The organism is Streptomyces sp. NPDC101237, from assembly GCF_044767465.1.
GTDB lineage: Bacteria > Actinomycetota > Actinomycetes > Streptomycetales > Streptomycetaceae > Streptomyces > Streptomyces gramineus.
The window spans coordinates 1-12154 of record NZ_JBIWNY010000042.1 but is presented as its reverse complement, the minus strand read 5'-3'; the positions used below and the strand labels follow the sequence as shown (position 1 = coordinate 12154).

Here is a 12154-nt window from a genome sequence, read left to right as displayed (position 1 = left end):
TCGGTGTTGTGTTCCGGGGGGGGGGGGGGGGGGCGGGGCCCCCCCGGCCCCCCCCCCCCCGCCCGGGCCCCGGGCGGGGGGGGGGGGGGGGGTGCCCCCCCCCCCCCCACGGCCTTCTGATCCGGCGCGGAGGGTCGAGTCGCTGGAGTGCCACAGCAGGCGATTCCTTTGCTGGTGGCCAGGCACTCGTCAACGCCGTCCAGGACGAGAAGAAGCGCACGTCCCGCCTCGGCATCCAGGACGCGTCGGTATCTCGGGAGGTGTCCACGGCCGGAATCTGTGCAGCGCGCCGTGCGACTTCGGGGTCCACGCACCCGCCCCGCCCTGGTGGACGGGCTTCCCGGCCGACGCCGAGGCTACTGCGCTCTTGGTGACCAAAGCCGATGACGGCCGTCGGCTCGGCGAGGTGCCCGTCGTCTGAATGCAGCCGGGTTCCAGCGCGATACGCGGCATTCCGGGCCATGCCCGGTGAGGAAGGCAATCGGGGACCTGCCTGCCGCCCGCTCGTCGGCCGCGCTCAGCGCAGCCGACGGCGGTAGGACTGGAAGAAGCTCCCCGAGGTCCTGGACATACGACGCACAGTGCCCCACCGTCCGGACCGCACGGGCCTGCGGGCGGGGCAATGGCCGGGGCCTACTCGTGCGTCGTCAGGCGGGTGTGATGTTCTCCGCCTGCGGGCCCTTCTGGCCCTGCGTGATGTCGAAGTTCACCTTCTGGCCTTCCTGGAGCTCACGGAAGCCCTGAGCGGCGATGTTCGAGTAGTGGGCGAAGACGTCGGGGCCGCCGCCGTCCTGCTCGATGAAGCCGAAGCCCTTTTCCGAGTTGAACCACTTCACCGTGCCTGTAGCCATGTGCTGTCTCCTTCGAGGGGACTCGTTTTCGGGCCCCGCACCGCGCGGGGTCCGGAGGTGATCGCCTGGTCCGGAGAGGCCTTGAACAGCAAAAACGCCCGTGACTGCGATCACGGGCGAACGGGACTTCGGAACCACGACTGCTGATGACGACGCTACACCGGTTGGCGGGGCTCGGCCACTGGGACACGGAGTTGCCCTGACAGGCTGCGTTCGGTGCCACGCACACCCCGAGGCCGGCGACGGTGGGAGCACACGCGCCGTCGACCTCGGGTTGGCCGCCTGACCGGCCGTTCTCCATCCGGTCGTGTGGAGCCCGGAGCCGAGCGCGGGGGTCGTGGACTCGCAGTCGGTGAAGGCCTAGCCACTCACATGATCGGCCGGACAGCTCCTAGCTGGGCACGACCGGCAGGGATGCCGGGACGCGCTCCAGGACCCCGCCCGCGAACACGTCGTACAGCGGCAGCGTCTCCAGGTGCACGTAGCCGATGTGGCAGTCGCATACGGCCAGCGGGCAGGCCCGGGGGCGCAGCGCGGCACGGTAGGAGCCGTCGTAGAGGTTGCCGAGCGGAGCCGGGACGAAGTGGCAGCGGCGGACCGTGCCCGCCCCGTCCACGGAGACCACCGACTCGCCCGTCCGGCACGGCAGTCCGGCGCTGGCGTGCGGGGTCCGGCTGTAGGGGAACAGCGGGTCCAGGTCCGTCCAGACCGCGGCCTCCGCGTCCGTGTAGGCGTGGCCCTCGGCCGCGTTGACCCACAGGTAGACGTGGTCCGGCAGGTCCGCGCGCAGCCGCCGGGCCGCGTCCAGGTGGTCCGCGAGGCCGACGATCCCCACGCTGTACCGGACGCCGCGCGCCGCCAGGTCACGGCACTTGGCGAGGAACCGGTCGTAGGGCGTCTGGCCCGGGTGGTAGGTGCACCACAGAGCGAGCGTGCCGGGGTCGGTGTCGGCCAGCCAGTCGGTGCGGCAGCTCAGGTTGGTCTGGATGGCCACCCGGCGCACGTGCGGCCGGTGGGACAGTTCCACGAGGGCCCGCCGGTACCAGGAGCGGACCAGCCCCTCGCCCCAGGGCGTGAACAGGATCGACAGCCGGTCCTCGGTCTGCGCCCCTGCCCACTCCGTGAACCGTTCCAACGCGGCCCGGTCCGCGCGCAGTTGCTCGGTGGAGTCGCGCCGCTTGGCGAACGGGCAGTACGGGCAGTCGTAGTCGCAGGAGGCGAGCGGGCCGCGGTAGAGCAGGGTCAGGTCCATGGCGGCGCGGTCACTTCCGCTCGTAGCCGGCCATGGCGGCCCGGACGGCGGGAGAGAACAGCTCGGGGCCGATCGCGTCCGAGTGCGCGAGGCCTTCGGGAGTGAGGCGCAGCACGGTGCCGTCGTCGGCGAGCCAGCCGCGGTCCGCGAACCGGTCCAGTTCAGCACCGAAGTGTGCGGCCGGGGCGGTGTTGAAGCGGGCCCGGTAGGCGTCGTGGCGCAGTCCGTCCGCCTGGAGCAGGGACTGGAGCAGATGCCGGCGCCGTGCCTCGTCCCCGTCGACCCGGCGGCCGATCTCGGCACGGGCGAAGTCCCCGGCCGGACGGGAGACGTAGTCGTCGATGATCCCGCGTATCTCGTGCATGTCGACGGCGTAGTCGAACGAGTAGTGCAGGTCCGCGGTGTACGACCGGGCGCCGCAGCCCAGCCCGATCATGCCGTCGGTCTGGCAGGCGTAGTCGTCGGCGCTCTGCGGCGGGGCGTCGGCGCGCCGGAACATCCGCATGGACTGCTGGGTGTAGCCGTGCGCGCGGAGGTGGTCGCGGCCCGTCCGGTACAGGCGCAGCCGCTGTTCGTCCCATTGCGGGTCGTCGTCCGTGCCGGTGCGCCGGCCGAGCCCGGTCAGGGGGCGGACGTACAGCGGGTAGAGGTAGAGCTCCTCCGGCCGCCAGGCGAGGGCCGCGTCCAGGGAGCGCAGCCAGGTCTGTTCGGTCTGGCCGTCGATGCCGTAGATGAGGTCGATGTTGAGGACGGGGATGCCCGCCTCGCGGACCCGGGACAGCGCGGCCTCCACGTCGGCGCGGCGCTGCGGCCGTACGGCCGCCCGTGCCTCGGAGTCGACGAAGCTCTGCACGCCGAGGCTGAGCCGGGTGGTGCCGCGCTCGGCGAGGACAGTGAGCCGGTCGGCGGTCGCGGTGGCGGGCGAGGCCTCCACGGAGAGCGGTACGGCCTTCAGGTCGGCGCCCATCCGGTGCTCGGCGATGTCGCAGAGCCTGCTCAGCTCGGCGGCGGTCAGGAAGGTGGGGGTGCCGCCGCCGAAGGCGGCCGTCGCGAACCGCACCCGGCCGTCGTCGCCCAGTGCCTCGCGCACGGTTCTTGCCTGGCGTTCCAGGGCGTCGAGATAGGCGCCGGTCAGGCCGTCGGGGGCGCCGATCCGGGTGAAAAGGTTGCAGAAGCCGCAGCGGACCTCGCAGAACGGGATGTGGAGGTAGAGGGAGAGCGCGTCCTTCGGCTCGTCCGCCCACAGGTCGCGCAGCGCGGGGCGGTCGGGCAGGCGGCGGTAGGCGGTCTTGTGCGGATAGGCGTAGACGTAGCTCTGGTAGGGGCTCGCCGTGGTCGCGGTGGTCATCGGACGGTCTCCGCCGGGTCGAGGAAGAAGTGGGCGTACGGCACGGTCCACACGGACTCGTGGCCGAGGCGGTGGCCGGTGTAGCCGTCGTCGCCGTAGGCGGTGCCGTGGTCGGAGCAGACGATCGCGAAGCAGCGGCGGCGGCTGCCGGCGGCGGCGAACAACCGGCCGATGTGCCGGTCCACGTACTCCAGGGCGGCGGCGTGCGTGGCTCGGCTGTCGCCGGCCTCGCGGGTGGCGCCGGGCAGGTGGAACCAGTTCGGCTGGTGCAGCGCGGAAACGTTGACGAAGAGGAACAGCTTCTGTTCGTCGGGGAGTTCGCGCACGGTCCGCTCCGCGCGGTCGATCTGGTTCTCGAACGAGTCGGGGGCGGTGACGCCGAACTCCCGCTCCCAGTGCGCCTCGTCGAACAGGCCGGGCAGCACCGAGCCCAGCGGGCCCTGCCGGTTGAAGAAGCCGACACCGCCGACGCACACCGTGCGGTAGCCGGCCTTCGCCAGACCGGAGACCAGGTCGGGGGTGTCGTAGACGAAGGTGCCGGGAGCGGTGGTCTCGCTGCCCGCGAAGCTCGCCGCGAACAGCCGGGGGTGCGGGCCGGGCGCGGCCGGTGTGGGCAGGAAGCCGGCGAAGATCGCCTGGTGGGAGGCGTAGGTGAAGCTGCCCGGGGCGTGCCGCTTCTCCCAGACGCCGCCCGGGAGATGACGCGAGAGGTGGGGCAGGCGGCCCGCGGCGGCGAGCTCGGCGGCCACGTCGTAGCGCAGGGTGTCGAGGGTGACGAGGAGGAGGTCGTGGCTGCCGACCACCTCGTTCATGTCCGGCTCAGCGGCCGGGGCGGGCGAGGGCATGGGGTGTTTCCTTCTGCGGGTGGGGCGGTGTGCGGGGGTGGTGGCGGCGCAGTGCGGCCGTCACCTGGGCGGCGTAGGTGTCCTGGCCCTCCGCGCCGCTGCCGGGCAGTCCGGTGAGCCGGGGCAGCAGGTCGCCGAAGGCGTTCACCTCGCCGACCGCGGCGCGGCGCCAGCCGGTGGCCGGCAGCAGGTCGACGCCGACGCACAGGGTGTGCGGGAAGCAGGCGGCGGCCCGCTCGGAGACTCCGAGCAGGTCGGACCAGCGGGCGCCGGCCGCAGTCACCGCGGCCCGTGCCTCGTCCAGGTCGCCGCGGCGGCCGCCGAGGTGGAGGTTGGTGAGCGGTGAGCGGCTGGTGCGCACGACCGCGTGCGTGGCGCGTCCGGCGACCACGACGACCCGCAGGTCGGCGGTGCGCCCCTGCTGCGAGGCCTTGGGCAGCCACCGCTCCAGGTGCAGACCGTCCGGCGCGAGCGCGTCCACGATCGCCGCGATGTCCGCCTCCCGCGTGTAGCGGCGGACCCTCAGGGAGTTGTGGAGCGTGCCGTCGGCAGCGCGCTCCACCGAGGTGGTCGCCCGGATCCGGCCGCCGCCCGCCGCCTCCAGCGCCAGGACGCCGGAGGCGGAGGAGCCGTGCGCGGGCTTCACGAACAGCCGGTGCATCCGGTGCTCGCGCATCAGTGCCCGTACGTCGTCCCAGCCGCGCACCGGAGCCGCGCCGGGGCCCGAGGTGGGCGAGGCGGGCACCGGCACGCCGGCCGCGTCCAGTACGGCGTGGCAGCGGCGCTTGTCGAAGAGCACGGCGAGTTCGTCCGGGCCGTCGAGCCGCAGTCCGCCGCGCAGGGTGTCCAGGGCGGCGACGAACCCGGCGTACCAGCGGGCCGAGCCCGCCACCCGGGTCGGCTCCCCGGGGCCCCGCAGCAGCCGGTCGACCTCGGCGTCCTCACCGGGCGAGTCGATCCGGACGATCTCATCGGCGGTGAACTCCGCTCCCCCGGACCGCAGTACGTCCGCCCAGGCGACGACCCGCGGTGCGGGCAGCCCGGCCGCGTGGACGGCGTCCGTGAACAGGGTGACCCGGCGGTTGCCGGGGTTTCCGACGACCGCGAACCGCGCGGCGGCGGCCGGCGCGGGGACGCCGGTCACTCGCCCACGGCGACGTACCGCCACACCGTGCCGTCGTCTTCCTTGTCCTCGTCGGCGTCGTCGCGGTCCAGGTCGACCTCGACGCCGGCCGGTTCCAGGGCGCCGCGGAGGCGGTCGCGCAGCGGGCCGGTCAGGTAGTTGTGGTGGAGGTCGAGCTTCTTCAGGTGGGTGAGCGGCCCGCCGTTCAGCAGCGCGGTGGCGCCCTCGTCGGTCAGGACGCCCATCGACAGGTCCAGCACCTCCAGTCGGCCGAGCACCGCGGAGTCGGCGACCGCGGCGGCCACCTTGTCCTGGATCTCGCTGTTGCGCAGGGCCAGCCGGCGCAGGCTCGGCAGCCGGGTGCCGGACAGGATGCCCTCGAGGTCGGACACCTCGCTGTCGCCGCCGTAGTCGGGGGTGCCCAGCCACAGGTCGAGGTCGGTGAGGGCGGGCAGGTCGCAGGCGCTCACTCCGCGCACCACCTGGGCGGGCAGGCCGCCGCTCTCCATGGTCAGGCTGCGCAGCGCGGTGTGGCGCAGGCCGGTGAAGACCAGGCCCGAGCCGCCGCGCACCCCGAACTCCTCCAGCTCGGGGAAGGCTTCGAGCAGCGGGGTGACGTCGGTCTGGTGGATCCAGGAGATCTCGCACTCCTCCATCACCATGTCGCCGAGGAACAGCCCGCGCAGCGCGGGGAACCGGTCCCGGGCGGCGAGCAGCGCCTCGATGATCCCGGTCGGCGCGGTGTCGTACGCCTCCTGCCAGGCGCCGACGATCAGCGCCCGCACCCCGGTGGTGTCGACGGTGTCGAGGAACCGCGCGAACGCGTCCGCCCAGTCCTCGTCCGCGTCGTAGACGTCACTGGTGATCCGCCAGGCGACGGCACCGGCGTCCGGCAGGCTGTCGGCGGGCGCACCGGGGCCGGGGAAGGTGTGGGCGGGCAGCCGACAGAACGTGGCGAGGTGGTCGTTGATGGTCATACGGCCGCTCCTGTGACGGAAATGAACGCGCTCGGTGGTGATCGCATTTCTACCAAGCCCCACTGACAACGCGACGCGAGGCCCGGCCCGGGCGGGCGTGCGGGCGTGCGGGCGTGCGGGCGTGCGGGCATGACGCTGCCGCGGTGCGAGGGCTGAAGTCCTGACCGGACGACGTGCCTGCTGTGTCGGGGCCTCGGGGGCGGCCGGACGTGAGCCCGTCGGAACCGCACCCGTGACACGGCGATCCTGTTGTCGGTGCCGGCAAGTACGGTCTGGGCATGACTGATCAGCGGTGGGCGGGCGTACGTCGGCGGCTCGTGGCGGCCGGTGCCGGACCTTCCGGCGACAAGGTGTTCGGGGCGCTGGGACACAGATGGATCGTGGAGGACCCCCTTGCCCAACATGAGCTCGACGAGCTCGAAGCCCAGACGGGCGTGCGGCTGCCGGAGGAGTACCGGACCTTTCTGCTCCACGTCGGTGCGGGCGGTGCCGGTCCCGCGTACGGCCTCTTCCCGGTTCGGCGCGTGCAGGGCCGCTGGCGCTGGGAAGGCGACGGCGCGGACCTCGCCGACCTGACGAGGCTTGCCGAGCCGTTTCCCGCCGAAGGCCCGGACCAGAAGGTGCTCGACGACCTTCTTGCCCAACGCCCCGAGGAGGAGGACTTCGACGACATCGAGGATTTCGACGACGCCGTCGAGGCGTGGGACGAGCGGTGGGAGGCCACCATGTGGGCACCGGAACGGACCGTCGGTGCCGTCGTGATCTCCCACCTGGGCTGCGCCCAGAGGGAATGGCTCATCGTCAGCGGCGGTCACCGTGGCACGATCTGGTCCGACTGCCGGGTGGACGACGTGGACCTGACGCCGCTGCTCGACAAGGACGGTACGCCGGTGACGTTCGCCCGCTGGTACACCGACTGGTTGGAGAAGGCCGAGGGCGCCGCCCTGTCGGCTCCGTAGTCCCGTCGGACTCCTGGTGCGCGTCGTGACGGATCCACCGGGCTCACGCTGTCCCGCTTTCCACGGAGACGACAGCTCGGAAGCCACTCATGGGGAGCACCCCGGAGCAGAGGAGCGTCTCGTGGGCAAGGTCGTCATGTACAGCTCGTTGTCGGTGGACGGTCGGCCGGCCCGGATCCTCGAAGGAGCATGAAGTACGTGTGAGTGTGCGCCGCCGTGCGCGTTTCGCCTCCGGATCACGCGGCGGGACGCACACGGACGCGTGACTGATGGTGCCGACGGCCGTTCGGGCCGAGTGCCGTGTGCCGAGTTCCCTGTGCCGAGTTCCCTGTGCCGTGCGTCGCGGGCGAGCGGGACGGACGTCTCCCGTTGCCCGGTCACCGCGACGGCGACGAAGTGGCTCGGTTCAGGCGGGTCTCGATGCATTCCTTCCTGCCGCCCGTCGCGGGACGGAAGCAGGCCTGCACGGAGGTCGAGGGACTCACCCCGCTCATCGGGGTGTGGACGTACGTGTCCGCCTCGCCGCGACTGGTGACCCGGGCGGACCGTACGGCGCCGTCCCGGCCGCCCGCCCTGATCGTGACGCCGTCGCCGAGGGCCGCGCCCCACATCCGAGCCCAACTGGTCCCGCACTCCGGGCTGTAGCGGACCTGGATCCAGGCACCCGTGGCCGTCTCGTGCTCGGCCAGGGTCATCGGCCCGGCGGCACAGTTCATCGTGATCGGGTCCTTGTCCTGGCAGGCGGTGTGCCGACAGCGCGCTCCGGTGGCGGAAGTCGGCGTGGCGGCGACTGACGTCTCCTTGGGGCGGGAGGGCGGAAGGTGCGTGAGCACGAGCGCTCCCAGGATCACGGCGCAGGCCGACGCGAGGGCGGTGAGGACGGTTGCCTGCCGGTGCCCGGCCGGGACGAGGCGGACGGCGTCGGCGCGCGTGGGGACCGCCTGATCCGCTTCGCCGTCGGGCGCGCGCGACCGGTTCTGGTCCTGGGGCTCACCCGCAGGGCCCGGGGCCGCGTCGGACGGGTCGGTGTCGGGCGAGGTGTCGGTCGGCCGCCGGTCCGGCGTCGGCGTGCCGGCCACCCTCCGATCCGTCCGGGCGATCTCCAGGAGTGCCAGCGCGCGGTCGGCGTCCTCGCCGGCGAGGCGGCACAACTCCTCGACCGCGCTGCGCGGCGGCAGACTCTTGGAGTTGAGATATCGCTCCCAGGACGACTTGCTGAACGTCGTCGCGTTCGCGAGCTGTGCCAGGCTCAGACCGGTGCGCTGCTTCAACTCCTGCAGCACGGCGGCCAGTCGGGCGCCCGACGGCGAGGGAGCGCCGGGCGTCATCCGCGGAGCGCCTTCCAGGACCGGGGCCCCAGCATGCCGTCGACGACCAGGCCCGCGCGGTCCTGGAACGTCTTCACCGCCCGCAGTGTCAGCGGGCCGAACATGCCGTCGATCCCGCCGGGCGAGATGCCCGCGCGGCGGAGCAGACACTGTGCCTCGGCGACGTCGGCGCCCGTGTCGCCGTAACTGATCTCGGTGTCACGGCCGTTGTTGATGCCGGCCGACCAGCGGCCGTCCGTACGGGTGATGCGGCACGTGTAGGAGTGCGGCGGCGCGGTCGCGGTGGTGCCGGCGGAAGTGGCCACGGCCGCCGGTGCGACGTCCTCGCCGAGACGCAGTACGAGCAGCAGCGCCGCCATGAAGGCCACGGTCAGGGCAACGACACCGGTGGTGAGGGCGATGTGCGGCAAGCGGCGCGGGGGCGGCGCCGTGGCGGGAGACGCGGGCGGTGCCGTCGGTGCGGGCTCGGTGGGCCGTGGCTGTTCGGCGGACTCGGCCCGCCGGTCGTCCCAGGAGGCGGCGGCGATCTCGTGCATCGCGAGCAGGCGAACGGGGTCGGCGCCGGTGATGCGGGCCAGTGCCTCCACCGCCGCCCGGGGCGGCAGCGACGTACCCCCTAGGTACCGCTCCCACGATCTGGCGCTGTAGCCGGTCCCGGCCGCGAGCCGGCGCATCGTCAGCTCGCCGTGAGTCTTCAGCTCGCGTAACCGAACCACCAACTGCCTTACGGAGGAGTCGAGTTCGGCGGGCAGCGGCTTGATGCGCGGCATGGTTCCCCCTAAGCGGACACGATCGTATGCGCGGTCCTCTCCGCTACTCCGCATTCTGCATGAGCCCGCCACATCTGTCACAGCTGTCCCATACGAGCGTCCCGCGACACCGTCCCACCCGACGATGCCACCGCAGGTCAGCGGAGTGATCGTCCCGCAAATCCGCCACTTGCCGCGCAGCCGTGGCCACCGCTGCCCGGCGCCCTGCACCTTTGGTCTCGCCACCTGCCCGCCGAGCGGGACAGGTGCCGACCCACGACCGAAAGAGGAACGCATGCGACCGAACGCTCTGGGCAGGACCATCGCCGGCCTCATCACCATCGCCGGCCTCGCCGCCGGCAATGTGGCGATCGCGGGCACGAGCTACGCGGCGCCCGCCACCGCCGCGCACACGTCGGTGGCCGCCCAGCCGGCCGCCGTGGCCACGACGCAGAACTTCGGTCTGAACACCGCCGAGGCCAAGAACGTCCAGGAGTTCCTCGCGGACTACTGGGGCTACACCGACAGCATCGACGGCCAGCTGGGCACCAACAGCTGGAAGGCCTTCCAGCGCTGCCTGAAGACGTACTGGGGTTACACCGGCGCCATCGACGGCGACCCCGGCACCAACACCATCAAGGCGCTGCAGCGTCTGCTGGCCTCCGACTACGGCTACACGGGTGCGATCGACGGCGTCGCCGGTGCGGGCACCCAGGCGGCGTTCAAGCGCTTCGCCGCCTGATCCGTCCGCCCCAGCACTCGATCGGCCGGCCCGGCCCGCCTCTTGAGTGAGCGACCCCGGTCCGTCCTCGCCCGCCCAGGACGGACCGGGGATCCGCGTTCCCGCTCGCCGCCCGGACCGGGTCCCACCTCGGGACCACGGTCACGCCGAGGTGCGAGGCGTCCTCCTGCCGCACGACGCATCGTCCGACGACGCTCCAGCCATCCGAAGGAGAACCTCGCCACCATGGGAAGACTCGCATCCCTCGTTTCCACCGAGGACGAGAGAACACGGCACCGCGGCAAATCCCGCACCGGAACGCCGTGGCGGATCCGGATCGGGACCTTCGCCGCCACCGCCGCCCTGGTCTCGGCAGGCATCGTGCTCGGTGCCGGCCCGGCCAGCGCGGCACCGGTCGCGATCAAGCTGACCTCCGCGTCCTGCCCCACGGAGATCGTGCAGGGCCAAGTGAGCGGCTGCGTCACCGAATTGCAGAACCTCCTCAACGCGCACGGCGCCGGTCTGGCCGTGGACGGCCAGTTCGGGTCGAGCACGCTCTACGCCGTCCGTGAGTACCAGGCCGCCACCGCGATCGCCGTGGACGGGCGGGTCGGCCCGCAGACCAAGAGCAAGCTGTACGCGACCGCAGGCACGGCGCCCGCGGCCATCAACCTCCAGTCCTCCTCGTGCCCGGCGAACGTCGTCCAGGGGGACAAGGGCGGCTGTGTCACCGAACTCCAGCGACTCCTGGGCCACTTCGGCTACATGGTCGACGTGGACGGCGACTTCGGTGCCGGCACGGCGAGTGCCGTCCGCGGCTTTCAGGCCTCCCACGGCCTGACCGCCGACGGCCAGGTCGGCGCCAACACCAAGCGCGCCCTGTACGACGACGACGAGTCTCCGTCGACGAGCCTGGACCTGAGGTCGTCGTCCTGCCCGGAGAACATCGTGGAGGGGCAGAGCGGTGGCTGCGTCGCCACGCTGCAGTCCCTGCTGAACGGCAAGGGCCAGAGCGTCGACGTCGACGGCAGCTTCGGCCCTCAGACCCTGACGGCCGTGAAGGCGTTCCAGTCCTCCAACGGTCTCACCGCCGACGGCCAGGTCGGCCCGAACACCAAGGCCGCCCTGTACGCGAACATCGGCGGTGGCGGCGGCAGCGGCGCGCCCGCGCCGATCAACCTCACCTCGTCCTCGTGCCCCGCCGAGATCGTGCGGGGACAGCGCAGCGGCTGCGTCACGGAATTGCAGAGCCTGCTCAACCACCACGGTGCCGATCTCGCCGTCGACGGCGACTTCGGTCCGCTCACCGACAGTGCCGTCAGGGACTTCCAGGCCGAGAAGGGCCTCTCGGTCGACGGCCACGTCGGGACGAACACCAAGGCAGCCCTGTACGGCGCGGTGACGCCGCCGTCCTCTCCCCCGCCCGGCGGCGGCTACGCCAAGATCCTCGACGTGGCCCAGGCCGAGGTGGGCACGGTCGAGGGCAGCGCCCGTGCGAACAGCTACGGTGCGGCCGTGGGTCTCTCGCTGTCCACCAGCGACTACGCCTGGTGCGCGACCTTCGTGAGCTGGGTGGCCAAGCAGACCGGAGCCACCTCCTACCGCAACTCGTACGTGTCGGGCTGGGTCAAGCAGGCGCGGGCCGGCAACTACCACCTGTCGGTGACGACCAGCCCGCAGCCCGGTGACATCGTGGCCTTCGACTGGGACGGCGGAAGCGACTTCACCGGCGGCAACGAACACATAGGCATCGTGCGGACGGTGTCCGGGGCCTCCTTCACCACTGTCGAGGGCAACACGGGCAACCCGAACGGCAGCAACGACGGCGTCTACGTCAAGTCCCGCACCACCAACAGCAGTTACGACGTGGTCTTCATCCGGGTCCGCTGAGCGGTCGGGCCGGGTCCGGCGGCGGGGGGGGGGGGGGCCCGCGGGGCCCCCCCCCCCCCCGCGGGGCCCCCCCCCCCCCCCCCGGGGGGGGGGGCGGCCCCCGCCCGAGAA

11 protein-coding genes are annotated in these 12154 nt (G+C 72.5%); 3 read left to right on the top strand and 8 right to left on the bottom strand.

The genetic code is table 11. The features are described 5' to 3' along the window. Positions 1-647 precede the first annotated feature (647 nt). The 6 genes from ACIRQ9_RS37725 to ACIRQ9_RS37700 form a co-directional block, all read right to left on the bottom strand. Entirely contained in the window at positions 648-851 is a 204-nt protein-coding gene (locus ACIRQ9_RS37725; protein WP_093496951.1) for a cold-shock protein, read from the bottom strand. 391 nt (positions 852-1242) lie between these two features. Next, complete coding sequence (locus ACIRQ9_RS37720; RefSeq protein WP_404184445.1) at positions 1243-2103, bottom strand: STM4011 family radical SAM protein; 861 nt, start codon at positions 2101-2103, stop codon at positions 1243-1245. Positions 2104-2113: 10 nt separating this feature from the next. After that, positions 2114-3451 (bottom strand): STM4012 family radical SAM protein, encoded by a 1338-nt coding sequence (locus ACIRQ9_RS37715; protein WP_404184442.1) that lies wholly within the window; start codon positions 3449-3451, stop codon positions 2114-2116. Continuing rightward, the gene (locus tag ACIRQ9_RS37710) at positions 3448-4263 is read right to left on the bottom strand and encodes an STM4013/SEN3800 family hydrolase (RefSeq protein WP_404184547.1); all 816 of its coding nucleotides are present in this window, start codon (positions 4261-4263) and stop codon (positions 3448-3450) included. Before ACIRQ9_RS37710 ends, ACIRQ9_RS37715 begins: the two co-directional genes overlap by 4 nt. A 7-nt stretch (positions 4264-4270) precedes the next feature. Beyond that, positions 4271-5440, bottom strand: coding sequence for an STM4014 family protein (locus ACIRQ9_RS37705; protein ID WP_404184439.1), 1170 nt, complete (start codon positions 5438-5440; stop codon positions 4271-4273). Next, positions 5437-6396: an STM4015 family protein gene (locus tag ACIRQ9_RS37700; protein ID WP_404184437.1), complete on the bottom strand. Its 960-nt coding sequence runs from the start codon at positions 6394-6396 to the stop codon at positions 5437-5439. Before ACIRQ9_RS37700 ends, ACIRQ9_RS37705 begins: the two co-directional genes overlap by 4 nt. A 278-nt stretch (positions 6397-6674) precedes the next feature. On the opposite strand from ACIRQ9_RS37700, the gene ACIRQ9_RS37695 reads away from it, so the two are divergent. Further along, a complete protein-coding gene (locus tag ACIRQ9_RS37695) occupies positions 6675-7355 on the top strand; it encodes an SMI1/KNR4 family protein (protein WP_404184434.1) in 681 nt (226 codons plus the stop codon). A 377-nt stretch (positions 7356-7732) separates the two neighbouring features. Here ACIRQ9_RS37695 and ACIRQ9_RS37690 read toward each other — a convergent pair whose 3' ends face one another. Both ACIRQ9_RS37690 and ACIRQ9_RS37685 read right to left on the bottom strand, forming a co-directional pair. Further along, positions 7733-8683, bottom strand: a complete 951-nt coding sequence (locus ACIRQ9_RS37690; protein ID WP_404184431.1) for a DUF2690 domain-containing protein — start codon at positions 8681-8683, stop codon at positions 7733-7735. After that, positions 8680-9453, bottom strand: coding sequence for a peptidoglycan-binding protein (locus ACIRQ9_RS37685; protein ID WP_404184428.1), 774 nt, complete (start codon positions 9451-9453; stop codon positions 8680-8682). Before ACIRQ9_RS37685 ends, ACIRQ9_RS37690 begins: the two co-directional genes overlap by 4 nt. Positions 9454-9727: 274 nt before the next feature. Here ACIRQ9_RS37685 and ACIRQ9_RS37680 point away from each other — a divergent pair, with 274 nt between their 5' ends. After that, positions 9728-10174: a peptidoglycan-binding protein gene (locus ACIRQ9_RS37680; RefSeq protein WP_404184425.1), complete on the top strand. Its 447-nt coding sequence runs from the start codon at positions 9728-9730 to the stop codon at positions 10172-10174. Positions 10175-10399: 225 nt separating this feature from the next. Next, the gene (locus tag ACIRQ9_RS37675; RefSeq protein WP_404184422.1) at positions 10400-12043 is read left to right on the top strand and encodes a peptidoglycan-binding protein; all 1644 of its coding nucleotides are present in this window, start codon (positions 10400-10402) and stop codon (positions 12041-12043) included. Positions 12044-12154: the final 111 nt, after the last annotated feature.

Coding starts and splice junctions, on each gene's coding strand:
- ACIRQ9_RS37720 (WP_404184445.1), bottom strand. CDS start 2,103: ATGGACCTGACCCTGCTCTACCGCGGCCCGCTCGCCTCCTGCGACTAC.
- ACIRQ9_RS37690 (WP_404184431.1), bottom strand. CDS start 8,683: ATGACGCCCGGCGCTCCCTCGCCGTCGGGCGCCCGACTGGCCGCCGTG.
- ACIRQ9_RS37695 (WP_404184434.1), top strand. CDS start 6,675: ATGACTGATCAGCGGTGGGCGGGCGTACGTCGGCGGCTCGTGGCGGCC.
- ACIRQ9_RS37710 (WP_404184547.1), bottom strand. CDS start 4,263: ATGAACGAGGTGGTCGGCAGCCACGACCTCCTCCTCGTCACCCTCGAC.
- ACIRQ9_RS37680 (WP_404184425.1), top strand. CDS start 9,728: ATGCGACCGAACGCTCTGGGCAGGACCATCGCCGGCCTCATCACCATC.
- ACIRQ9_RS37700 (WP_404184437.1), bottom strand. CDS start 6,396: ATGACCATCAACGACCACCTCGCCACGTTCTGTCGGCTGCCCGCCCAC.
- ACIRQ9_RS37725 (WP_093496951.1), bottom strand. CDS start 851: ATGGCTACAGGCACGGTGAAGTGGTTCAACTCGGAAAAGGGCTTCGGC.
- ACIRQ9_RS37675 (WP_404184422.1), top strand. CDS start 10,400: ATGGGAAGACTCGCATCCCTCGTTTCCACCGAGGACGAGAGAACACGG.
- ACIRQ9_RS37685 (WP_404184428.1), bottom strand. CDS start 9,453: ATGCCGCGCATCAAGCCGCTGCCCGCCGAACTCGACTCCTCCGTAAGG.
- ACIRQ9_RS37715 (WP_404184442.1), bottom strand. CDS start 3,451: ATGACCACCGCGACCACGGCGAGCCCCTACCAGAGCTACGTCTACGCC.